At 41.9% G+C, this 21,623-nt stretch carries 24 protein-coding genes and 1 pseudogene; 11 read left to right on the top strand and 14 right to left on the bottom strand.

Annotated features, from left to right (window positions below):
* Window positions 1-81 precede the first annotated feature (81 nt).
* Complete coding sequence (locus tag O9323_RS13010) at window positions 82-438, top strand: DUF1622 domain-containing protein (RefSeq protein ID WP_288125253.1); 357 nt, start codon at window positions 82-84, stop codon at window positions 436-438.
* Window positions 439-670: 232 nt separating this feature from the next.
* Here the strand turns inward: O9323_RS13010 and O9323_RS13015 are convergent, their stop codons facing one another.
* From O9323_RS13015 to O9323_RS13025, 3 genes are all read right to left on the bottom strand, one after another.
* Window positions 671-1,351, bottom strand: coding sequence for a response regulator transcription factor (locus tag O9323_RS13015; protein WP_149107145.1), 681 nt, complete (start codon window positions 1,349-1,351; stop codon window positions 671-673).
* A gap of 98 nt (window positions 1,352-1,449) precedes the next feature.
* Window positions 1,450-1,905: a (2Fe-2S) ferredoxin domain-containing protein gene (locus tag O9323_RS13020; protein ID WP_149107146.1), complete on the bottom strand. Its 456-nt coding sequence runs from the start codon at window positions 1,903-1,905 to the stop codon at window positions 1,450-1,452.
* Between the two features lie 55 nt (window positions 1,906-1,960).
* Window positions 1,961-2,263, bottom strand: a complete 303-nt coding sequence (locus tag O9323_RS13025; RefSeq protein WP_002753804.1) for a hypothetical protein — start codon at window positions 2,261-2,263, stop codon at window positions 1,961-1,963.
* A 115-nt stretch (window positions 2,264-2,378) separates the two neighbouring features.
* Between O9323_RS13025 and O9323_RS13030 the strand changes: the two genes are divergently transcribed.
* From O9323_RS13030 to O9323_RS13040, 3 genes are all read left to right on the top strand, one after another.
* Entirely contained in the window at window positions 2,379-2,780 is a 402-nt protein-coding gene (locus O9323_RS13030; protein WP_044034734.1) for an Npun_F0494 family protein, read from the top strand.
* Window positions 2,781-2,882: 102 nt separating this feature from the next.
* A complete protein-coding gene (gene cobQ, locus O9323_RS13035) occupies window positions 2,883-4,358 on the top strand; it encodes a cobyric acid synthase CobQ (RefSeq protein WP_288125250.1) in 1,476 nt (491 codons plus the stop codon).
* A 9-nt stretch (window positions 4,359-4,367) separates the two neighbouring features.
* Window positions 4,368-4,607 carry a 2Fe-2S iron-sulfur cluster-binding protein gene (locus O9323_RS13040; protein ID WP_002732958.1) on the top strand — a complete coding sequence of 80 codons (240 nt, stop codon included), beginning with the start codon at window positions 4,368-4,370 and terminating at the stop codon, window positions 4,605-4,607.
* Between the two features lie 14 nt (window positions 4,608-4,621).
* Here the strand turns inward: O9323_RS13040 and O9323_RS13045 are convergent, their stop codons facing one another.
* Window positions 4,622-5,326 carry a cytochrome b/b6 domain-containing protein gene (locus O9323_RS13045; RefSeq protein ID WP_069475540.1) on the bottom strand — a complete coding sequence of 235 codons (705 nt, stop codon included), beginning with the start codon at window positions 5,324-5,326 and terminating at the stop codon, window positions 4,622-4,624.
* Between the two features lie 44 nt (window positions 5,327-5,370).
* Between O9323_RS13045 and O9323_RS13050 the strand changes: the two genes are divergently transcribed.
* Window positions 5,371-6,111 (top strand): TIGR00297 family protein, encoded by a 741-nt coding sequence (locus O9323_RS13050; RefSeq protein WP_002731915.1) that lies wholly within the window; start codon window positions 5,371-5,373, stop codon window positions 6,109-6,111.
* Between the two features lie 36 nt (window positions 6,112-6,147).
* On the top strand, window positions 6,148-7,203 hold the full coding sequence (locus tag O9323_RS13055) for an amino acid ABC transporter substrate-binding protein (protein WP_002753811.1): 1,056 nt from the start codon (window positions 6,148-6,150) through the stop codon (window positions 7,201-7,203).
* Window positions 7,204-7,205: 2 nt separating this feature from the next.
* Here O9323_RS13055 and O9323_RS13060 read toward each other — a convergent pair whose 3' ends face one another.
* Window positions 7,206-8,093, bottom strand: coding sequence for a lipid kinase (locus O9323_RS13060; RefSeq protein ID WP_002732954.1), 888 nt, complete (start codon window positions 8,091-8,093; stop codon window positions 7,206-7,208).
* Window positions 8,094-8,307: 214 nt separating this feature from the next.
* Here O9323_RS13060 and O9323_RS13065 point away from each other — a divergent pair, with 214 nt between their 5' ends.
* Window positions 8,308-8,940, top strand: a complete 633-nt coding sequence (locus tag O9323_RS13065; RefSeq protein WP_223210838.1) for a PEP-CTERM sorting domain-containing protein — start codon at window positions 8,308-8,310, stop codon at window positions 8,938-8,940.
* A 276-nt stretch (window positions 8,941-9,216) separates the two neighbouring features.
* Here O9323_RS13065 and O9323_RS13070 read toward each other — a convergent pair.
* From O9323_RS13070 to O9323_RS13095, 6 genes and pseudogenes are all read right to left on the bottom strand, one after another.
* Window positions 9,217-9,792 (bottom strand): annotated as a pseudogene (locus O9323_RS13070) (Uma2 family endonuclease).
* 112 nt (window positions 9,793-9,904) lie between these two features.
* Window positions 9,905-10,525 carry a Uma2 family endonuclease gene (locus O9323_RS13075; protein WP_002775199.1) on the bottom strand — a complete coding sequence of 207 codons (621 nt, stop codon included), beginning with the start codon at window positions 10,523-10,525 and terminating at the stop codon, window positions 9,905-9,907.
* Window positions 10,526-10,573: 48 nt separating this feature from the next.
* A complete protein-coding gene (locus O9323_RS13080) occupies window positions 10,574-12,100 on the bottom strand; it encodes a GldG family protein (protein WP_149107151.1) in 1,527 nt (508 codons plus the stop codon).
* Between the two features lie 2 nt (window positions 12,101-12,102).
* Window positions 12,103-12,933, bottom strand: coding sequence for an ABC transporter permease (locus O9323_RS13085; RefSeq protein ID WP_002733321.1), 831 nt, complete (start codon window positions 12,931-12,933; stop codon window positions 12,103-12,105).
* Complete coding sequence (locus O9323_RS13090; protein WP_024970377.1) at window positions 12,923-13,864, bottom strand: ABC transporter ATP-binding protein; 942 nt, start codon at window positions 13,862-13,864, stop codon at window positions 12,923-12,925. Before O9323_RS13090 ends, O9323_RS13085 begins: the two co-directional genes overlap by 11 nt.
* 237 nt (window positions 13,865-14,101) lie before the next feature.
* The gene (locus O9323_RS13095; protein WP_024970376.1) at window positions 14,102-15,082 is read right to left on the bottom strand and encodes an ABC transporter ATP-binding protein; all 981 of its coding nucleotides are present in this window, start codon (window positions 15,080-15,082) and stop codon (window positions 14,102-14,104) included.
* Between the two features lie 295 nt (window positions 15,083-15,377).
* Here O9323_RS13095 and O9323_RS13100 point away from each other — a divergent pair, with 295 nt between their 5' ends.
* Window positions 15,378-16,244, top strand: coding sequence for an alpha/beta fold hydrolase (locus O9323_RS13100; protein ID WP_024970375.1), 867 nt, complete (start codon window positions 15,378-15,380; stop codon window positions 16,242-16,244).
* Between the two features lie 764 nt (window positions 16,245-17,008).
* Here the strand turns inward: O9323_RS13100 and O9323_RS13105 are convergent.
* On the bottom strand, window positions 17,009-17,263 hold the full coding sequence (locus tag O9323_RS13105; RefSeq protein ID WP_288125251.1) for a hypothetical protein: 255 nt from the start codon (window positions 17,261-17,263) through the stop codon (window positions 17,009-17,011).
* 381 nt (window positions 17,264-17,644) lie between these two features.
* On the opposite strand from O9323_RS13105, the gene O9323_RS13110 reads away from it, so the two are divergent.
* A complete protein-coding gene (locus tag O9323_RS13110; RefSeq protein ID WP_002751757.1) occupies window positions 17,645-18,466 on the top strand; it encodes a sulfotransferase family protein in 822 nt (273 codons plus the stop codon).
* 97 nt (window positions 18,467-18,563) lie between these two features.
* Here the strand turns inward: O9323_RS13110 and O9323_RS13115 are convergent, their stop codons facing one another.
* A complete protein-coding gene (locus O9323_RS13115) occupies window positions 18,564-18,764 on the bottom strand; it encodes a hypothetical protein (RefSeq protein WP_002735656.1) in 201 nt (66 codons plus the stop codon).
* 402 nt (window positions 18,765-19,166) lie between these two features.
* Between O9323_RS13115 and O9323_RS13120 the strand changes: the two genes are divergently transcribed.
* A complete protein-coding gene (locus tag O9323_RS13120) occupies window positions 19,167-20,120 on the top strand; it encodes an ABC transporter ATP-binding protein (protein WP_288125252.1) in 954 nt (317 codons plus the stop codon).
* A 21-nt stretch (window positions 20,121-20,141) separates the two neighbouring features.
* Here O9323_RS13120 and O9323_RS13125 read toward each other — a convergent pair whose 3' ends face one another.
* Window positions 20,142-20,894: a tetratricopeptide repeat protein gene (locus O9323_RS13125; RefSeq protein ID WP_024971238.1), complete on the bottom strand. Its 753-nt coding sequence runs from the start codon at window positions 20,892-20,894 to the stop codon at window positions 20,142-20,144.
* 44 nt (window positions 20,895-20,938) lie between these two features.
* Here O9323_RS13125 and nblB point away from each other — a divergent pair, with 44 nt between their 5' ends.
* Window positions 20,939-21,604, top strand: coding sequence for a phycobilisome degradation protein NblB (gene nblB, locus O9323_RS13130; RefSeq protein WP_002751754.1), 666 nt, complete (start codon window positions 20,939-20,941; stop codon window positions 21,602-21,604).
* The last annotated feature ends 19 nt before the right edge of the window (window positions 21,605-21,623 follow it).

The raw sequence follows: 21,623 nt of genomic DNA on the forward strand, positions 1-21,623 counted from the left end.
AGAAGATGCAAGGGTGATGCAAGGGTGATGCAAGGGTTTTAAGAGATTCTAGCAGATTTAAGTGCATTTGGGAAGCTCTCAATCAAGCTAAAAGCCCTTTCCTGTAAGGTTTTTACCATTATTCAGCAAACCCTAATTAAAACTCTACAATTAGCTTGGCAGTCTCATCGTCACCGTCGCAGTCTTCCCCCTTTTTCCTTCAATCAAATTCGCATTCGTTTCGGTACTTGGCTATCTTTAGCCCTAGAGTTTCAGTTAGGTGGAGACATCGTGGCTACTACCGTCACACCTACTATAGAAGCCTTGGCAAAACTCGCCCTCATCGCTATTATCCGAACTTTCCTCAACTATTTCCTCAGCCAAGAATTGGAAACGGAATTGTCCATGGAAAAAGAGCGATCGCAACTAGCAGCCCAGGACAATCTCAGGGATTTTTAATGCCAAAAAAAGGTGAGTTGACAATCACCTGACCTAACCCCTGATAAGCTGTTGACTATTGAGGGTATGGGCTCTTCTCGACTTTGTGTGATAATTTTTGCTTATGGAATCGTGAAATGTTGACGGAGAAAGACTTTTACGACTATTTTGCCGAAGAAACTATCAGTATAGGCTTCGTTTCCACACAGAAACCAGAAGAGCCGGGTATGCTAAAAAAGTTTTTCAGCAAGCTCTAGATAGTCAACAGCTTATTACTTTCGATCGCCCACTGGGTCAATTCCGTGCGATTATGAAGACCGGTTTTATGGAGCATATTCGACACATGACTTTCGATTGTCCGTTGACTAACATTGAGTTTTGCGGCGATTTCCCGATTAGCCAGACCCTGGGCGACCAATTGTACTACTTTTAACTCCGTTGGGGTTAATTCCACATTACCCGGAACCTGAACAGGGGTGACATCCGGGGAATGGATGCGGGTGCTGCGTTTCGGCAACTGGCCCGCTTGTTTGAGGGAAGACTCCACCCGGGCCACTAATTCTTCCGGTTCAAAGGGTTTGACCATATAAAAATCGGCCCCGGCGGTTAAACCTGTCACCTTGTCCTGACTTTGATCCTTAGGGGAGAGAAAAATCACGGGAAGGCCACTAAAACGAATGTCCCGACGAATTGTTTCGAGGAAGGCATAACCGTCCATTTCCGGCATCATCAGATCACAGATAATCATATCGGGCATTTCCCTTGCTTTGGCAGCATTTGCCCCGCGTTCAAGGATTGCCAGGGCCTCGGGACCGTTTTCTGCGGTTGTCACCCTATAACCACGAAACTCTAGATAATCTTTCGCCAAAAGTATTAAATTTGGGTCATCGTCGATTAATAAAAGTTGTTTGTTGTCTTTGTTGGTCTCTTTCATCGCTATTTTCCGGGCTGCAGGGTTGGGGGAATGGAGACGGACAAAGGATCGACAGGCAAGAGGCAAAAGGTAGTTAGATATGTGTAATTGATTGTGTTTCAGCTAGTTTTAACGCTGTTTTCCTCTATTGTTTCGGGTTCTTCTTCTGGACAGTTCAGGGAAATTGCCGGTAAATCGTGGCGAAGGAAAGCATATTCAGTGACGATTTGATTACCGATTAGGTGTTCTTGGATAATTCTTTCGATCGCTTCCTTGTTGACCCTTCCATACCAGACTCCTTCCGGGTACACTAATAAAATCGGGCCTTGGCTGCAAACCCGCAAACAGTTGGCTTTAGTGCGAAAAACACAGCCCGGACGGTCGGTGCTAGGGCGATCGAGTTGTAATTCACTTAACCGCTTCTTTAAATAATCCCACACTTCTAACCCTTCTTCCTTGTCACAACATTTTGGCTTAGTCTGATCGCAGCAGAGAAATAGATGACGCTGGATCTGGGCCAGTCCCAACTTAGCCACATTTTCCCCCAAGATATCTCTAGTGTCCGCTTCTTCCATAAATTTTTTTTATCAATTAAACTCTTGACATTGAACAGAAAATGTGCATGGCCGACTAAAATTTCGGTTTGAGGATGTAACGATAGATGAGATAAACGATAGCGGCAAGGATTAAAGCACTTAAAACTGCGCTAACTAGCCGTAAAATCGCCGTTAAAATCGAAAAAGTCACAAAAACCCCCGCCACTGCCACGACTACCTGTGCTGGTGTGGACAGGCTGCCGTACCAAGTTTTCACTTTTTCGAGGGTGGCAGCGAAACTAACCCGGGTATCAACGGGGGGAAAATCGTCGGTTTCGATTTCCACTTCCACTTCCTCTGGGGTATATTTAGTATCGAACGGTTCGGGAGACTGCATAAACACTCAAGCTACTTAACACTTCATCCCTATTTTATCGGTGATTGGGGTTGACAGGGGTTGGCGCAGAATTAATGTAACAATGAGTTTATCCATAGCTAAACGATCGGAATCTATGAGCCTATCGACTGCCACCGTTACCGCCATCAATTATCCCGATGCTACCATCACTAGGGCCGAACGCGCCCTCTGTTGTTCTCCTTTCCGTGTCACCCTATTCGCCGCTATGCTGGAGCAAAGTGTATCACTTTTAAGCATCCCTGGTGCTGGGGGTTTAGAGAAAGGTTATACTTCCAGACTGCTGACGGAAGCGGCAGCGGAAAGCTATCTTCTCTGGTTGATTAAAGTGGGAATTTTGCGGCGCGAAGTAGATGGACAGGGGATAACCGATAGTTTTCGTCTCACTCCTTTGGGGAGGAAATTAATAGAAAAATGGCAACCCCAAGGGGACTTTTTCCCTCAACCCACTTTCTGGCAAAGATTTTTAAATACTCTGCAACGTTGGTTTTCTTTTTAATGCTGTCGGGTGTCAGTTATCAGTTATCAGTTATCAGTTATCAGTTATCAGTTATCAGTTATCAGTTATCAGTTAACTGAAAATACTCAATAAAAAAACTAGATGAAAGCAATTATGGTAGTGGGGACAACCTCCCACGCGGGTAAATCTTTTTTAACTGCCGCTTTATGTCGTTTATTCAACCGGAAAGGCTGGCAGGTAACACCCTTTAAAGGTCAGAATATGGCCCTTAATGCCTATGTTACCGCCGGAGGGGGAGAAATGGGTCACGCCCAGGCGGTGCAAGCATGGGCCGCGGGGACAATTCCCCGGGTAGAAATGAACCCAATTTTATTAAAACCCCAGGGAAATATGACCTCTCAGGTGATTATTAAAGGCAAGGCTGTGGGTGTCACCACGGCAGTGGATTATTATCAGAATTATTTTGACCAAGGTTGGCAAGCAATTAAAGAATCTTTAGCCAAATTATCGGCAGAATTTGATCTAGTTGTCTGTGAAGGTGCGGGAAGTCCGGCGGAAATAAATCTCAAACATCGCGATTTAACTAATATGCGGGTGGCTAAATATCTCGATGCCGCTACTATTTTAGTGGTGGATATTGATCGCGGGGGGGCTTTTGCTCACGTCGTCGGTACGTTAGAATTATTAGAACCGGAGGAAAGAGCTTTAATTAAAGGTATTGTGATCAATAAATTTCGCGGACAAAAATCTCTCTTAGATTCGGGGATTACTTGGCTAGAAGATTATACAAAAATTCCCGTGTTGGGAGTTCTTCCCTATAGTGATATCTTTTTAAGTGCCGAGGATTCTCTCAGTTTACTCGATCGCCCCGCCCAAAAACCCAAAGCTGAACTAAATATCATTGTCATTCGTCTGCCTCATATCGCTAATTTTACTGATTTTGACCCTCTCTGTGGCGAAGCAACGGTCAATGTACGTTATCTAGAATTACAGGAATCTTTAGGTGATCCCGATGGGGTAATTATCCCCGGTTCTAAAACCACTGTCACTGATTTAATTGCTCTTAATCAAAGTGGTATGGCTAATCAATTACAAGCCTATCACCAAAAGGGAGGTATTATCTTTGGCATCTGTGGTGGTTTGCAAATGTTAGGGCGATTAATCCTCGATCCTGACCATCGAGAAGGTCCCGATAGTGAGGCAGCTGGCTTAAATTTACTGCCCTTAAAAACGGTAATTACTGCCGAAAAAATTACCCGTCAACGACAGGTTTTATCTAATTTTCCCCAAGGGGGTTTACCAGTAACAGGATACGAAATTCACCAGGGAATAAGCGCATGGGAAAGTGAATCAGGTTATCAAAAAATGTTCGAGGAAGATGCTAGTCTAGGAATTGTCAGTGATTCTCTCTCAATTTGGGGTTGTTATTTACATGGTATCTTTGATAATGGTTCTTGGCGAAGAACTTGGCTAAATCATCTGCGTCAGCGTCGCGGTTTATTATCTTTGCCTACGGGAATTGCTAACTATAGTGAACAAAGAGAAATAACCCTAGATAATATGGCTAATTTATTGGAAGAACATTTAAATCTTAAACCTATTTTTGCTCATTTGTAAGGAGAAATTATGACTATTTCAGTGCGTTTTTTACCCGATGATATTATCATAGAAGCGGAAACGGGAGAACTATTATTAGATGTAGCCAAAAAAGCAGGAATTGACATTCCTACTGGCTGTTTAATGGGTTCCTGTCACGCTTGTGAAGTAGAATTAGATGATGGTACTCAAATTTGCAGTTGTATTACCGGTATCCCCGGCGATCGAGATTCTTTAACCGTTCATTTATACTCCGATCCGCTCTGGTAGTTGCTCCCTTAGATCTAGTCAAACTTGGGAACAATCCAAGCCGCTATAATAGCCAATAAAACAACAATTTCTAAGACTTTATATAAGTTAAGAGATTGTAGCCACTGCAAAGTATTAGCTAGACGCAAACCTAACCCCCATTGACGTAATTGAGATAACCATAATTTCGGGCTATCTTGTTCACGAAAACCCCATTTAAGGATAGACAATAACAGGGGAACTCCTCCCACTTTAGCAGTCATGAGCAGGTGCAGCACCAGACCTACTACCATAATTAACCAACTGAGCAAATGGGCATAATACCAAAAGTGATTTAATTCCCCTTCTGGTAGCCATTTGGAATCCATCATCCGACCACTATACAAGGCAAAAGTTAGGGCAAAAAGAATCAAAGTATTGACTAAACGATGGAGACTGTACCACCAAATTGGCTTACCAAATTGGGTTAATTTGTTAAGAGAATCACTTTGAATTAATCTTTTGTTGCCGCGACGAAAAGCATAGATAGCAAAAACGGGAAAGATAATCAGAGTATAGAGGCCAAAAGTACCATGAATACTTTCAATTTCTTGATATTCTGGTAGGGGCAGTTTCAACCAACGACCGTCAAAAGTATCATAGGTCCAATAGGCCGTAACCATGGCGGCAATGAGGACAATTCCCGTGAATCCGTGCAGAATTCGCAGTAAAAGAGGTTGATAAGGTTGATTAGTTTTCATAAACTCGATCGATACAATAGGGTATATAAACTTGGCCAGATACTATGTTAACTAATCCTTGGCTCGTCGCTGTTCTTCTCAATACCATCCTCCTCGGAATCGCTGCAATTGCCCCAAAAAAGCTCTTAACTCGGATGGGTTATCTCCATGCTTGGGTTTTAGGGGTAATTGTCTGGGGAAGCTTGGGATGGCGCGGTTATCTGATTGTTTTATTCTATTTCCTCGTCGGTTCTACTGTCACCCGCATCGGTTTAGCGCGCAAGGAAGCGGAGGGAATCGCCGAAAAAAGAGCGGGGGTACGCGGTCCAGAAAATGTCTGGGGTTCCGCTTTAGCAGGGGCAATTTGCGCTATCCTCAGTCTTTTTGCCGCTTCTCCCTGGGATTACCTGTTAATACTCGCTTATGTGGCTAGTTTTAGCACTAAATTAGCCGATACTACTGCCAGTGAGGTGGGTAAAGCTTACGGTAAAACTACTTATCTAATCACTAATTTTAAATCCGTCCCCCGGGGAACAGAAGGTGCTGTTAGTTTGGAAGGAACGCTCGCCGGTTTGCTGGCAGCCACGGCGATTTCCCTGTTAGCATGGACTATCGGTGCGATCGATCTTCTTGGTGTGTTATGGTGTGTAATTGCAGCCTTTATCGCTACCAATATCGAAAGTCTCATCGGTGCTACTCTACAGACTCGCTTTCTGTGGTTAACTAATGAATTGGTCAATGTGATCAATACGGTTATCGGTGCGATCGTGGCTATAATGTTAAGCTTGCTCTGGTCTTTCCGCTAAAGTTAAGTGACTAAAAAAATTTTTCAGAGAATATCTATGCTAAAGTGGCGTTTTTGTGCATTGTCCCTGCTGTTACTGCTAATTACTGCCTGTGGGACGGAAAATCAACCTAATTCTAGTTCTAACACTGCAAATAGTCCCAGTGCTGACCGCTTGCAAACGGTGAAAAATCGCGGTAAGTTAATTTGTGGCATTAACGGAGAAGTGCCGGGGTTTAGCTTTGTTAATGAAAAAGGCGAATATTCGGGCTTAGATGTGCAAATTTGTCGAGCTATCGCGGCGGCTCTCTTTGATGATCCCGCCAAAGTCGAATATCGTAAACTTAGTCCCCAAGAGAGATTTACTGCTGTACAGACGGGAGAAGTGGACATTCTCAGTCGCAACACCACCTGGACGATTAACCGGGATACCGCTCTGGGGATGGAGTTTATCACCCCGGTTTTCTATGATGGTCAAGGAATTATGGCCACGAAAGCCAGTAATATTAAGAAATTAGAAGATTTAAGCGGAAAGTCCCTTTGTGTGCTATCGGGAACCACCACGGAACAAAATCTGGCCGATGCCATGGCAAAAGCGGCAGTGCAAGGTTATAAACCGATCGTTTCCGATGATGTGGAGGCTTTATATACAGCTTATCAGGCGGGGCGCTGTCAGGCCGTCACCTCCGATCGCTCCCAATTGGTGGCCCGGCGCTCGGTTTTTCCCCGACCGCAGGATCATCAATTATTAGAAGTGGTAATATCGAAGGAACCCTTGGCCCCGGCCGTGGCCGATGGTGATCCCGCTTGGTCGAATGCCGTCCGCTCGATCGTTTTTAGTTTAATTCAAGGGGAAGAATTCGGGATTAACTCCCAAAATATTGCCACTTTTGCCGATAGTAAAGACCCCAGTATTCGGCGCTTTTTGGGTATTGATGAGAAATTAGGCGAAGATATGGGTTTACCCAATGATTTTGCCCAAAGAGTCTTAAAACAGGTGGGTAATTACGGTGAAATTTATGATCGTGAAATCGGTAAACCCCTGCAACTCGATCGAGGTTTAAATAATCTTTGGACAAAGGGCGGTTTATTGTATTCTCCTCCTTTTCGTTAATTTTAAGATTGTGTTTTCTGGCGGGGAATATAGACCCCTATGGCTGCTGGAATAACCCGAAATATGGCGGGAGTAGTGCTAGTAATTTCGCCATCGGTGTTGATACTATGGGGTTTACGAGTCTCAATTTGAATTTCTTTACCGTTAAGAGTTCTCACCCAAGATAATAAACCCTGTTGTCCTCGCGGTAATGTCCACAAAAGCGGGAAAATTTGCCACCAGTGTTCAATTTCTAGGCTATATAAATCTAACCTTTGATCGTCGATTTGGGCATCGTAAGCGATCGGCATTCCTCCCCCATAATAACGACCATTTCCGATCGCTATTTGTAGGGTTTTAACTTTGATATTTTCTCCATCAATACCGATCATAGCGGTAAAAGGACGGGTTTTACTTAATACCTGTAGGGCTGTCCAAGCATAGGCCAAAATTCCCAAACGTCGCTTTAAACCCTTGCTCAGTTTCTGGGTAATTTTCACACTTAATCCTAAACTAGCCACGTTGAAAAAGTATTTATTATTTACCCAACCTAGATCGATATATTTTAAATTACCTTCGGCAATAATTCGACAGGCTTCGGCAATAGAATTCGGTATCCCTAAAGTCCGGGCTAAATCATTAGCCGTTCCCAGAGGTATAATGCCTAGGGGCAGTTGAGTTTCTACCAACACATCCGCCATAGCATTAAGAGTCCCATCGCCACCACCGACGATAACTAAATCAATACTAGAGCGATATTTTTCCAGCAAAAAAGGTATATCTTCTACCTTTTTCAAAGGGACGCTGATAATTTCAAAATCCCAATGATTGAGCAGATCAACAGTTTGAGCAAAGTTTTCTTTACCCTTGCGCGAGTGACGATTGATTAGTAGTAAAGCTCTTTTAGTCATAGGTAAGTTTCTCAGTAGCATCAATATCTGAAGATAAACCAAGTTGGATAAGGCTTTTAGACTTTTTTCTCCTCAAAAAGTGCGGCTCTCTTATTCTTTGTGTGATCTCGCGTAGCGAGCGCGTTGCGACCAGTTTAACTTACTATAGAAGCGATCAATCTTTGTGTCCTCTGTGTTTCTGTGGTTCCTTCCACTCGCTCGCCCGCAGGACTGTATCTTAGAATACATTTTACCCACCAAACCTAAGAGAGCCAATGGAGGCGGCTCTAAATACTGGGACAAGAAATATAATGGTACTGGAAACACGTCGGTAAATTATGCTCCTCTCAGTGGAGGAGTTGGATATCTAACTGATGGCATAATTCCTACACAAAACTGGAATGATGTAGAAGTTGCAGACGGTACAGGACCTTATGTTGGTTGGGAAAACCGGAATCCTGTCATTACTTTTAACTTTGCTGGCACAGTAAATATAAACACAGTTACTGTATATGTGGATGACGCAAATGGTTTTGGTGCTGTTTCCGTACCGCAAAGTATATTATTAAGTATGGGTGGCTCTAATTATAATTCGGGATCTCTTACTGATCCTCCTACTGCAGCGCCAACATCCTATACTTTTTCAGGATTAAATTTTAGTGGTAGTTCCCTACAACTTACTCTAAATCGGCGCACTGCCTGGGTCTTTGCCAGCGAAGTTACTTTTGATGGCGAACTTTTGGGTGTCCAACCAGTTCCCGAACCCACCTCAACCCTCAGCCTCCTCGCTCTCGGTGCAGCTTCAACCCTGAAACGCAAACTAAAACCCTCCCAATCCACCGAAAAAGAAACCACAAAAGTGGGCTAAATTGTTTCTAAAATACCATAAATGCCCCTTTATTCAGTCAATTGAGTAGGGGCATTTATATCATATTTTTATGTTATCTTGAGGGTATTTATACCGCTTTGCGGAAGGCAAAAGTCTTATACCACAAGCTTTTCATGTTCCTAATTTTTACAATCCAAATCAATCATTAATGCTACCAGTATAAAATAATTAAAAAATAAGTCCACATCCCTATAACTTTGACAACTTTACTCTTCTGGAATAAACTGATAAACCAAACGATGCTGACAGAACAAATTAAACCTTTAGCCAAGCAAAAATATCCACTGCTGATATTGACCAACGTTCTAAACCTTTAATCACTGCTAAAGGCTCATTATTTCCTTCAGTTGCAATATGTACTTTCGGTAATCCTGTTTGAAAAACGGTGACTGACTTTGCTGAAGGATCAATCAACCAACCTAATTCTGTTCCTTGTTGTAAACAGAAAATAATCTTTTCCATCCCTAAGGTAACAGATTGTTCAGGAGACATAATTTCAATAATCCAATCGGGATAACGTAAAAATTGATCGGCCATTTCTTAATCTATATCTCTTGGCAAATTCTCCCAACGAATCACCGCAATATCTGGCACAATTGAACGTTCTGCAAAAGTACAACGCAATTCAGGTAGAGCATAAGCTAATTTTTGAGGTTTAGTCTGTTGATTAATGGCAGAGGCTAACTCAAATTGTAAGATGCTGTGTTTTCCTTTGGGCATAGGTTTTTGAGTGACAATTCCATGATAATATTCCCTAGCAGGCTTAGTTTCTGGAAGGGCAAGAAATACTTCGAGGGAAAGAGCTTGTTTATCTTCTATTGTGGCAAACATTAATTGATTTCTCCGCTCTTGAGTTGTTTTCTATTATAAGCTCCTGACTCCTTACTCTCAGGACAATTTTTGATTTTTGCCATAAGTCCAATCTAAAAATACGGGTTTTTCTTTAAGCTCTAGCACGAAAAATTTGATTAGCCGTGAGGTTTAACTCTGGAAAAACCCCTGAAATAAGACGTTGATCCTGTTTAAATAAATTACCTTGATATTCTCCATCGATTAATTGATAGATAGAAATGGTGGGTTCTTTGGGGCTGCCGATATATCGGGCCGAACCTTTGGCTAAATAATCGATAATCCAATATTCGGCAATTCCTAATTGTTCGTAGTCGTCGAATTTTTTCAGATAATCATCTCGCCAATTGGAACTGACAATTTCAATAATTAATTTAGCTGATGTTGCCAGAGAAATTGAGGAAGCGGTTTCCCAATAGGGATCGTTAACTAGATTTTCTCTGTCTAAGACAATAATATCGGGTAGATAACCTGTATGGGGGCGAAGGGGTTTTACTGCGGCAGTATTGGGGATAAAATAGGGCAATTGCCGTCTTCTAATCTCCAATCCTAACTCGATGGTCATAAAACCGCCAATTTCTTCGTGTTTTCCGATCGGTCGCATCATAGCCAATAATTTTCCTGCGATTAATTCGTATTGTTGTCCATCATCGGGATATTGATTAATATAGTCATCAAAAGTCAACAATTGGGGGATAGTTTGGGTTGTGGTCATGGCAGTTAGGGTAAATAAGAGAGATGATTTTTCTAGATTCTAACTCGATTAACGACGTTGCCACCAAGTCAATCCAGCTAGGGTAAATCCTACTAAAGGCATTACTACCATCGCTATCCAAAAAATAGCGTTAGCTTGCAGGGGATTTAAATTGATTCTTCTATTTTCTGGTTCCTTAGCTCGGATAGATAAGGTGGCTGTTTCACCACTGGCTAACCACTGCACAGAATTTAAAAATATATCTCCGTTTAACTGTTGTTCAAACAGTCCATCGCTGGCAAAGCTGGCATTACCAATCACGATTAATTTACCTTTTTTTCCAGTCAGAGCAACTCCTAGATCAAAGGGGCCAGCTAAATCTTTTTCAGGGTTAAACTGGAGATTCTGATCATTTAAATCACTCTCAGCCCACATTTTATCATTAGTAATCATTAAAGATACGGCTTCAATTCCTTCGATGGGAACGGTAGCGATGGGACGAGCAAAGGGAAAGATAGAAATACCGTTAGCAAAATCGCGAGTAATCGGATGATTGCCGTAATTGGTAATAATGGGACTAGCCGGACCTAAACCAATGATTTCCCCGGCACCAGAAGCATCAATAATAATCCGATTATCTAGTTTCACACCCCAAGAGGTTAATAAGGGTTCTAATCCGGTTTCGGTTTGGGGGTCAATCATTAATAAAATTTTGCCCCCTTGCTCAAGATAGTTTTTTAACGCGGTGACTTCCTGGGGAAATATTTTTCTTTTGGGACTGGCAATAATAATGACATCGGCATTATTGGGAATGGTGGAACGTTCCACTAGATTAAGTGGTTTTACTTGATAACCTTTTGCTTCTAAACTATTGACTGTTTGCACTAATCCACCTTGAGGCTCTTTGATGGCATTTTCTCCATGACCTTGCAGAAAGTAAGCGGTTAAAGTGCGATCGGTTTTAGCGGTTTCGATGGCGTTACTCAGTTTCGCTTCCGTGAGACTTTCCTCTTCACTAATAGTTTTCAGAGGCTGTTTTTTGTCACCATACTGTAGATAGACTCTGGACAAATTATCATCGGCTAGTTTTTTGAATTCCTGAGCGATATTGGGTTTTTTCTCCGGGTTAACTATCTCGTACTGAAATTGGGGATTTTTGCGTTGATAATTGGCTAAAAGTTCCTGTTCGTTGCCACTGATTCCCCGGGTTGAAAAAATCCAGACTTTGATTGGTTTTGACAGATTGGTTAATAGTCTTTCGGTTTGGGGGGATAAACTAAAGATTTGGTTTTCGGTTAAATCAACTCGATAGGGATAACGGAGGGCGAGAAAGTTAATTAAACCGATAACACCGAGGAAAATAATAGTAGTAATGAGGGTTTGAGTGCCAGTGCGGGTACTTCTTTTTTGCCAAAAGTCTTTGGAAGTGATTACTAATAACAACAGCCACCCTAGAAACAGAATAGCCCCGGCAATTAATAACCCCAGAGAGAGGGATGACCATTGACCGGAGATTAACCCCACGGTTAAGCCGGCACTAGCCAGAAAGAGGGCGGGTATATAGAGAAATTTACCGTATTTTTGCCAGGATCTCATAGTTAGTTTCTTTGATAACGGTCCGCTTCGATCGCTTGAGTAGTTAGGAAGATTCCCAGCAGAATATAACTGAGGAGGATGACTAAACTACTACTGTCAAAAATTCCCCGCACGAAATTGTTAAAGGGTTGATACCAAGATAGATGGGAGAGCAATTCTTTCAAGAAAAATCCGATCTGTTCTCCCACTTCTCCTCCAATGCGATCTCGAAAGAAGGTTTCGGCATTGTTAGCAATTACATCCAGTATCCAGATAAATAAGATGGTGATAAAGGTGATGATGTAAGCAAGAATAGAACTATTGGTGAGGGAAGATATAAACATCCCGATGGCTAGGATGGCCGCTGCCAGTAAAATTAATCCTAGATGAGCCATTAAAACACTGGCTATATTCACCGGGGGAACTGCGCTACTAAAAACTACTATTTCGTAAATCCAGAGGGGGGTAATCATCACGGTAAAAAAGGCCAGCACTCCCAATAATTTACCGATGGCTATACTCCAATTAGTCAGGGGGGAAGTGGCTAAAAGTTCTAGGGTTCCCTGTTTTTTTTCCTCTGCGTATAATCCCATAGACAGGGCTGGCAAAATTACCAACAATAAAGAGGATAAGATAATGCCGATGAAAGTGGTCAGAAATTCAGATACCGTATCTCTGGCTACTAGAAATCCCGATTGTTCCTGAATACCAATATCGAGAATAATGCCGTAGAGAAGGGAGTTAAAGAAAAATCCCGCCACTAACCAAAATATCCCCATAATGATATAGGCATTGGCGGCGGTAAAATAGCTTTGAAATTCCTTGCGAAAAATCGCCCAGATATTATTGATCATGCCTCTCCTCTTGGTGATTACTTTCCCCGCTGCCGATTACTTCCAGAAAGATGTCTTCTAGGGTTTTACGCGTGCGACGCATTTCTAATAGGTTATAACCATTGTTGACAACTATTCTAGCAAGTTCTGCCCCTAGGTTTGTTCCCGCTTGACCAACAATTTTGAGCAGGTTATCGCTGACTTTTGCTGCTTGCTCGACTTGCGGCATTTGTTGCAGGATTTCTAACAGGGAATCCCTATCACCTTCGATCTCAATTTCATAACTGGAACTAGCTGGGGTAGCGGTAGTAATATTATTGGCTACGATGCGACCCCGATTAATAATTGTCGCTCGATCGCAGGTAATACTCACTTCTGGTAAAATATGAGTGGAGAGAATAATTGTATGTTCTCCCGCTAAACTTTTAATCAGATTTCTTACCTCGATAATCTGTTTCGGATCCAATCCTACTGTCGGTTCATCTAAAATAATTACCGGTGGATCGTGTACAATCGCTTGGGCAATTCCCACACGCTGTTTATAACCTTTGGATAACTTGCGGATAATAACTTTTCTTTTTTCTAGTAACTGACATTTGCCTAAAACTAAATCTACCCGCGCTTTTCTATCCCCCGATGAGATGCCTTTAATCCGTGCCACAAAATCAAGAAAACCTTCCACGGTCATCTCTGGATACAAGGGGGGATTTTCAGGAAGATAACCAATGCGACGACGCACTTCTAAGGATTGTTGATGCACGTCGTATCCTGCTATCCTTGCTGTTCCTGTCGTGGCAGGAATATACCCAGATAAAATCCTCATAGTTGTGGTTTTTCCCGCTCCATTCGGTCCCAAGAAACCGAGTATTTCTCCTTTTTCTACGGTAAAATCCACGTCACTAATTGCCGTGGTCGAACCATAAATTTTACTCAGATGTTCCACTTCAATCATAAGCTTTATCAGTTATCAGTTATCAGTTATCAGTTATCAGTTATCAGTTACCAGATGTGAGTTTTCAGTCAATAGTGTTAAGTGACAAGTTCGGAGCTTTCTTTTAACTCGACGGAATCTAAAACCTAATTTGTTAAGCTAGAAGATTTTATGGACTTAGTTTCTAACCTTCTTTTTGGGTAGGAGAATTGCCAGATTCTTTCTTTTGCCTCTTGCCTCTTGCCCCTTGCCTACTACTCACTGATAACTGATTTTTCCCAGACTATGATCCTGATTAATTTCTACCACTAGATGCGCTTGTTTGAGCAGGGGTGGCAGAAATAATTGCGGATGTAAACTTTTCCAAAAATACTTGACAAATTCCTCGATTTCTGATGGGTTCATACCTCCTTTTGTTTCGGCCGCCTGTCGCCATTGTAAACTGTAACGGTAGTCAAGGGGATAAAGAATCAGTAAGCGATCGATTTTTGACCACAGGGGTAGATATTCTCGCAATCTTTGATTATTATCCCTGGCGAATTGTCGGTCTTCCTCGCTATTAATCGGATCGGGGGCATGATCAAAGACTGTTTCTTCTACTGGATTCATGCCCACAAACCAACCCTCGAAAAAAAGAATATCAACTCGTTCCACTTGTTCCGGTGCAATTCTATCTCCTTGTCCTCGATGCAGGGACTTGTCAAAACGCGGGATTAAAATCGGACTTTCTTGCTGACAAACCTGTTCTAAAACTTTAATTCCTAATGCTATATCATGAGTACCCGGTGGACCACGCCAGCGCAATCTTTCATCCTTTTGACGCAATTTTATTCGCTCATTATAGGTCTTATAAATATCATCTAAAGAGAGATTATTTACTTTTAAATCAAAATAGGCTAAAATAATCGACATTATAGATGTTAGGGTGGTCTTTCCCGTGCCTTGGGGAGCCAAAATGCCTTGAATCAACGGTTTTGCGTGGCTGCGTAGCTCTAGCGCCCAGGGAATCCAGAAGCGCCAACAGCTGATCAAAATCTGATTTGGCTGATTTATCCCTAACTCCTGACATTTTTGCCAGACTCGCGGCCAGAGAATCGTTAATAGTTCTGCCCTTTCCTGTAGGATGAGAGGGTTAGTCTTCTGAAAATTTAAGGATTCGATCGCTAGTAATTCTTCTAGATCCGCCTCAGTTAAGGGATTTTTGTCGATTAATCCCTGTAAAATCATCAAAATCTTCATAGCTGTTATATCAGAATTAGGAAAAAAACTGTCCTAATGATTCAGGAGTAATTATCTAGGGTTAGCCACCCATACTAGGAGATTAATCCCGCTCAAGATTTTTTTGAGAGTGTTTTTTAGGGTTATTTGCCCAAAAATGAAGGGTTTGCAGGCAGGCACGGATTCCCATTATATATATAAGTATATGTCAAGTTTCGTTTTCAGTCAAGGGGTTTGGCTAAAAATCTCTAGCTTTGTCTCCAGTTTCTCAATCGGTTAGACTAAGCATTATTAACATTACTTAACAAAACACCAGATGAATACAGCTGCTCTGACAATCAGGCAAAATTGGCAATGGCAAGGACATTCGATACACTATATGCAAGCGGGTACTAGAGTCGCAGGAAAACCCCCTTTACTATTAGTCCACGGTTTTGGCGCTTCCACCGACCATTGGCGAAAAAATGTGCAAGGTTTGGCCTCAGAATGGGAAGTATGGGCGATCGATCTGTTAGGATTTGGTAGATCAGCTAAACCGGATCTTGTCTATAGTGGCAATCTTTGGCAGCAACAATTAAACGATTTTATCAAGGAAGTTGTGGGCCAACCGACGGTTTTAGCGGGTAATTCTCTGGGGGGTTACGCTTCTCTCTGTGTAGCTGCTAATCATTCCGAGAATGTTCGGGGATTAATTCTCCTCAATAGTGCTGGTCCCTTTAGCGATACAGAAAGCAATCGTCAGCCTAATTTAGCACAAAAACTACTGCGATCAGTCTTGCTGCAACCCTGGGCTAGTTATCTCTTATTTCTCTATACCCGTCAACCCAAAACTATCCGTAAAACCCTAGAGAAAGTATATCTCGATCGCAGTGCCATTACCGAGCAGTTAATAGAAGATATCCGTCGTCCTTCCCTGGATGCGGGAGCAGCCAAAGTTTTTGCTTCTGTGTTTAAATCTCCCCGGGGGGAAAATGTGGATATTCTCCTGCAAAAGTTAAGTTGTCCCCTGTTGATGTTATGGGGTGAGGGGGACCCTTGGATGAATACTAGGGAACGCGGGGCCAAATTCCGTCAATACTATCCTTCTCTCACAGAATATTATCTAACTGCCGGTCATTGTCCCCACGATGAAATTCCCACAGAGGTTAACCAGTTGATTAGTGATTGGATGAAAAGCTTATAGAACCGATTTGGTATCTTTTATAATGTAGATGCTAGGCTGAAAAGGTGAAGCGAAAACCTTGTCCATTATTAGGTTGCAGGGAAGAGAGTCTGTAGCCTATTTAACGGCAATAAGTACCTAAGCAAAATTAATTACACATATCTAACCACCTCTTGCCTCTTGCCTTTCTTCACTAGGAAATTTATTTTGCACGACTACTTACTGGCTCTTCGTTACTTGTTATGGTTCGATAGGGGGGCATAAATTGACTAAATCCTTCTCTGGCAAGAGACTTAATTGATGAGTTCGCTCTAGATAAAAAACAATTGACAAAAATCGCCAAATGCCTTTCTAAATAAGGTTTTCATCCCTTATGACCCCCGTCCATTGCATAACACAAACCGAAGAGCCGCGATATAGCTCTTTGTCCCTTGATGTAATCCTTCAACCGATAGCGGTTAATTTGCATTAGCTCTTCTATATTTTTTTGGGAACATTTGATGTAGCTGGAGCCAATGATAGAAATGTTGACCCACATAAAAACTGCTGTGTCTGCGTTGACCTTTATATCTTTTTTCAGGTCTTGTGACATATTTTTGGATTCCCATATTCTTAATTTTTTTACCTTGTAGTGTGGCACTTGTATAGGCGATAGCTATAACAATTATCAGCTTTGATAGGTATTTCGGTGCTAATTGAGAACCTTCTAAGCTATAGCCTCCCGACTTAAAATCTCGGAACATCTCCTCAATATCAAATCTTTTTTAATCGGCAATTATTGCCGTCTATAAATACCCAAAATTTGTCAGAATATACCAAGGTTCTTTTGTTTGAAAACCCCCATAGGTTTTTTTCCACTTACCAGCTAAGTTAAACTGGACAAATCCCTGCTCTTTTGTAATATTGACATCATTCAAAAATAGTTGAGTTCCTGGACTTAAACCTAACTCTCTCATTTCTTGATAAATTCCTTCTTTTGTCTTGACATTTGTACTTTTTTTTGTCTTAAACAAAAGTATAAACTCTACTTCTGAAGCCACTTTCCAAGACTGACCGAGCAAAATTATCTATCTCCTAACACCACGATTTTATGACCTGATAGCACCGTCAATATTTTCCCCAATACTCGCTGCTGTTATTCGAGATTACTACTTCCTTTTTTATCCGATCGCTCAGGTTTGCTGATCACCCTAAGTAGGGGGAGAGCCTTCGAGATGTTAGGGACTTGCGCTTTGATAATGTGCCATCTGGCTGGTCTGGTTCTTCTACAGAGCGATTTTCTGGCTGGGATATTATTCCCATGCAAGTCCCTAACAACTTGGCAATCTCATTTTGTATAAACCTCACTTTTGTTTGGGTCTTAAATGGGATACATTATAGGGGAATCTTAGCAACAAGTTGACGCAATTCCTGATTAACCTATGACTATAGCCCTCGATCGCTTGCCCCAATCTTGGCAGGGTTTAGCCCATCGTTTAACTTATAAGTATTTTCAGGCACGCATTGATATACCCAAAGACCCCTATAAAATTCTCTTTCGTCCCCAACCCTATCAGGTTTTATTTATTCTTAGCCATATGCGATCGGGTTCGTCTTTATTGACCCATATCCTCAATTCTAATCCTGAAATTATCGGTTTTGGCGAAACTCATCTGGTTTATGAGAGTGAACAGGATTTTAAAACTTTAATGTTTAGACTCCACTGGCGTTTGAAAGATTTAAACATGAATCATAAATATATTTTAGATAAAGTTCTTCACGATGAGAAGTTTTTAGATCATAGTTTTTTGCAATCTGATGCGGTTAAGACCATATTTTTACTACGAGAACCGAAGCGCACTTTAGCTAGTATTCTAGATATTAAACCCCATCACAATGAGCAGCAAGCCCTGGGTTATTATACTGGTCGTTTAGCCACCTTAGAAAGTTATGCCCGATTAATTAACAGTCAAGAAAAGAGTTTACTTATCACCCACGATCAACTATTAAACCAAAGTCAATTGGTCTTTAATAGTTTACAGAGTCATCTCGATACTAAAACGGGATTTTCTGAAGAATATCGAGTTTTAAACACTACTGGCATTCGTGGGCTAGGCGATTCTTCCGAGAATATCAGAGCGGGTAAAATTATTAAACAAGCCAGAAAATTAGATATAGAAATTTCCGATGATGTTTTAACCCAAGCCCAAAAAGCCTACGATCAATGCTACGAAACCCTTAGCCATTATTGTCATTGTATCTAAGCTGAATTGGGGGATGAGCAATAGCCTTGATTCTCTCCTCGGAGTCCCAAGAAAACCCCCCTAATTCAACTCTAGGTTGATCCTTTAGTAAGTTCGATTAGCCTTCAATATTAGCAATTGTAAAGCCCATCTGACACTCGTAGAGATTGGGCTGTTGGCTGCCCCCTTTGCCTAGGGAATGACCACAGCCTAGTTTACCCTCTCGCCACCGGGGTTGCCCCTGCTGGTTGGCTAAAAGACAGCCCTGACACACAGAACCCGTATCGAGAATGTGTTCGTCGGTTAAAATCACTAACATGACGTTCACCCCTATTAATCTCCGATCATTCTTGTCTCCATTGTAGGAGGTTTTTTCTGAGATGTAGTGCCGCGCTATACATTCCGCTACTTTTTGGCTTTTTTTCGCCTGGACCCTTCTTATACAAGGTATTTACCGATCAATTGTGAATACTCAGAAGATAAGGCGGCTCTTCTAGGTTCTGTGTGAGGATGTTATAATATCAATACAGAATAGGAGGTGGGTTATCTGGATAAATTTTGATCAACTCCTCGATTTACCAAATGTAACAGTGGTCAATTATCAAAAAATTGAGAAGATATTAAGACTTAAACAATTTAACAACAACCAGCGGAAGTCATGGGAGATAAACCCTGTATTCTTGGTTAGCGAGTCACCCTCAGAACCTAACTTAAAAACTTTATGAACGCACCCGAATTAGCCATTGCTACCGTTGGTTTAACCAAACAATTTGACCGCCATGGGGCTGTTAATCAAGTAGATTTACAGATTGAAGCGGGGGAAGTTTACGGGTTAATCGGTCCAAATGGAGCGGGAAAAACCACTTTAATTAGGATGTTAGCGGCAGCGGAAGAACCGACAACGGGAGAAATATATCTGCACGGAGAACGTCTTTTAAGAGATGAGAGTAATCCCCGTCTCAAAAGAAATTTAGGTTATCTACCCGATAATTTTCCCCTCTACGATGACCTAAATGTCTGGAATTATCTGGATTATTTTGCCCGTCTTTATCATATCCCTCGCTCCCAACGTCATCGCCGCATTTATGAGGTTCTAGAACTGGTACAATTAACCAATAAAAGTCATAATTTGATCGCTACTTTATCCCGGGGGATGAAACAACGTTTAAGTTTAGCCCGAACGATTATCCATGAACCTTTAATTTTACTTCTCGATGAACCGGTTTCTGGATTAGACCCGATCGCTCGCCTACAATTTCGTGAGATTATTAAAGTCTTACAATCGGCAGGTATGACTATTTTAATTTCCTCCCATGTCCTTAGTGATTTAGCGGAACTTTGTAGTTCTGTGGGTATAATGGAATTAGGTTATCTAGTGGAAAGTACCTCTTTAGAGGAATTAAATCAACGTCTAGCTGGTCAATACTTGCAGATTACGACTCTAGGCAATTTAGAGGCCTTAGAAACCGCTCTTGAACAATGTGTTTTTGTGGAAAGTTGGCAAAGAATTATTAATACTAATACTCTCCGAGTTAAATTTACGGGAACCCTAGAAGATAGTGCCGAATTGTTGAAATCTTTAGTCGTTTCTGGCCTGGCCTTAAGCGAGTTTTATACTTGCCGCGAAGATTTAGAAACTATTTTCCTAAAACTGGGACATCGACAGGCATCTTAAGGGGAAATAATAACTTTCAATCTAACTAGATAGTAACTTTTCGACTAATTTAATTTGCTCCTGACTAAAACCCGCTTCCTTCAGGTGTGCCAGAAACCATTTTTCTCGATAACGACCGTCTAAATCCCTAGCCTTTCTATAGGTATCCCGCGCTTTTTTACTATCACCTTGATCTAAATAAATCATTGCCAAAGCCACAAGAGGATGGGGATTATTTGGCTCTAATTTAACTGCTTTTTCAGCGTTAGTAATAGCTGAATCAAAATCTTTTAGGCGATGATAGGCGAGGGATAAATTATAGTAGGCGATTTCATTATCGGGTTTTAAATTAGCGGCTTTAGTATGAGTGACTACGGCTTTTTCAAGATGACCACCGACAAGATAAACAATACCCAAAGCATTATAAGCAGCCACATGATCGGGAGCAATTTTAATCGTTTCTTCGAGAGTTGTTTGTGCCGCTAAAGGTTGTTTAGCTAGGTGTTGTGTCCAGCCTAAAATTACTCTCCCGTCTAGATGATTGGGGTTTAACTGTACCGATTTTTTTAAAGCTTCAATACTTTTGATAAAATCTCCCTGTTGACGATACTGTAATCCCAATTGACGATAACGATTAGCGGCATTAATGTCTGATGGGGAAATAATCGGACTGGGAGAAGGAGAAATGATTATCTTAGCCGTCGGTTCTTTTTTAGGGGGAGAGGGAGGACTACAGCCCCAAAAAACCGGGGAACTAAACATGATCAAGATAGTCAGGATTCGATAACTATTCATGGGACAATTAATACCAGTCCAATTGTTAAGGGTGTCATCAAATTATGAATTATTCCCCCGAATCCGTGCAACGGCTGCTCGATTCCAATGATTATGGCGATCGCTTATCGGGAGTTAATCAACTGCGTTATTTAGCCCCAGAAATCGCCTTCGAGATGTTACAGCCTTTAATTAACGATAGTAACGCTAGGGTGCGTTATTCGGCGGTAAGTCAGCTAGATATCCTCGGTCGTCAGAATCTCGATCTGGCCTTAACTATTCTACGCGATCGCTTGTTAAATGATCCCGAAGCAGACGTGAAAGCGGCCGCGGCCGATGCGATCGGGGGGTTAAAATTAACGGCAGCCTACGATGATCTGGTGGCTGTCTATCAACAATCCGGCGACTGGTTAATTCAATTTAGCATTGTGGCGGCCTTAGGCGAATTGGGGGAACCCCGGGGCTTTGAACTGCTCGAAATCGCCCTTAACTCCGATAATGAATTGGTAAAAACGGCTGCCGTTAGTGCTTTTGGGGAACTAGGCGACCCTCGCGCCGTCTCTTTACTCGTTCCCTTGGCTAATGATGATGACTGGCAACTGCGCTATCGTCTTGCTCAAGCTTTAGGCCGCTTAGGGGGGGAAGATGCGATCGCTGTTTTGACCCAGTTAACCAGCGATAAAAGCGCCCAAGTTGCCCAAGAGGCCCGCAATAATCTCGTCCAAGGGTGATGCAGAATAGTTGATTTTT

The organism is Microcystis sp. LE19-131.1A, from assembly GCF_027532015.1.
GTDB lineage: Bacteria > Cyanobacteriota > Cyanobacteriia > Cyanobacteriales > Microcystaceae > Microcystis > Microcystis ichthyoblabe_A.

Coding starts and splice junctions, on each gene's coding strand:
- O9323_RS13030 (WP_044034734.1), top strand. CDS start 2,379: ATGAGCCTATCGACTGCCACCGTTACCGCCATCAATTATCCCGATGCT.
- O9323_RS13055 (WP_002753811.1), top strand. CDS start 6,148: ATGCTAAAGTGGCGTTTTTGTGCATTGTCCCTGCTGTTACTGCTAATT.
- O9323_RS13020 (WP_149107146.1), bottom strand. CDS start 1,905: ATGGAAGAAGCGGACACTAGAGATATCTTGGGGGAAAATGTGGCTAAG.
- O9323_RS13060 (WP_002732954.1), bottom strand. CDS start 8,093: ATGACTAAAAGAGCTTTACTACTAATCAATCGTCACTCGCGCAAGGGT.
- nblB (WP_002751754.1), top strand. CDS start 20,939: ATGAATTATTCCCCCGAATCCGTGCAACGGCTGCTCGATTCCAATGAT.
- O9323_RS13080 (WP_149107151.1), bottom strand. CDS start 12,100: ATGAGATCCTGGCAAAAATACGGTAAATTTCTCTATATACCCGCCCTC.
- O9323_RS13085 (WP_002733321.1), bottom strand. CDS start 12,933: ATGATCAATAATATCTGGGCGATTTTTCGCAAGGAATTTCAAAGCTAT.
- O9323_RS13040 (WP_002732958.1), top strand. CDS start 4,368: ATGACTATTTCAGTGCGTTTTTTACCCGATGATATTATCATAGAAGCG.
- O9323_RS13015 (WP_149107145.1), bottom strand. CDS start 1,351: ATGAAAGAGACCAACAAAGACAACAAACAACTTTTATTAATCGACGAT.
- O9323_RS13110 (WP_002751757.1), top strand. CDS start 17,645: ATGACTATAGCCCTCGATCGCTTGCCCCAATCTTGGCAGGGTTTAGCC.
- O9323_RS13100 (WP_024970375.1), top strand. CDS start 15,378: ATGAATACAGCTGCTCTGACAATCAGGCAAAATTGGCAATGGCAAGGA.
- O9323_RS13120 (WP_288125252.1), top strand. CDS start 19,167: ATGAACGCACCCGAATTAGCCATTGCTACCGTTGGTTTAACCAAACAA.
- O9323_RS13095 (WP_024970376.1), bottom strand. CDS start 15,082: ATGAAGATTTTGATGATTTTACAGGGATTAATCGACAAAAATCCCTTA.
- cobQ (WP_288125250.1), top strand. CDS start 2,883: ATGAAAGCAATTATGGTAGTGGGGACAACCTCCCACGCGGGTAAATCT.
- O9323_RS13045 (WP_069475540.1), bottom strand. CDS start 5,326: ATGAAAACTAATCAACCTTATCAACCTCTTTTACTGCGAATTCTGCAC.
- O9323_RS13115 (WP_002735656.1), bottom strand. CDS start 18,764: ATGTTAGTGATTTTAACCGACGAACACATTCTCGATACGGGTTCTGTG.
- O9323_RS13090 (WP_024970377.1), bottom strand. CDS start 13,864: ATGATTGAAGTGGAACATCTGAGTAAAATTTATGGTTCGACCACGGCA.
- O9323_RS13025 (WP_002753804.1), bottom strand. CDS start 2,263: ATGCAGTCTCCCGAACCGTTCGATACTAAATATACCCCAGAGGAAGTG.
- O9323_RS13075 (WP_002775199.1), bottom strand. CDS start 10,525: ATGACCACAACCCAAACTATCCCCCAATTGTTGACTTTTGATGACTAT.
- O9323_RS13125 (WP_024971238.1), bottom strand. CDS start 20,894: ATGAATAGTTATCGAATCCTGACTATCTTGATCATGTTTAGTTCCCCG.
- O9323_RS13050 (WP_002731915.1), top strand. CDS start 5,371: ATGTTAACTAATCCTTGGCTCGTCGCTGTTCTTCTCAATACCATCCTC.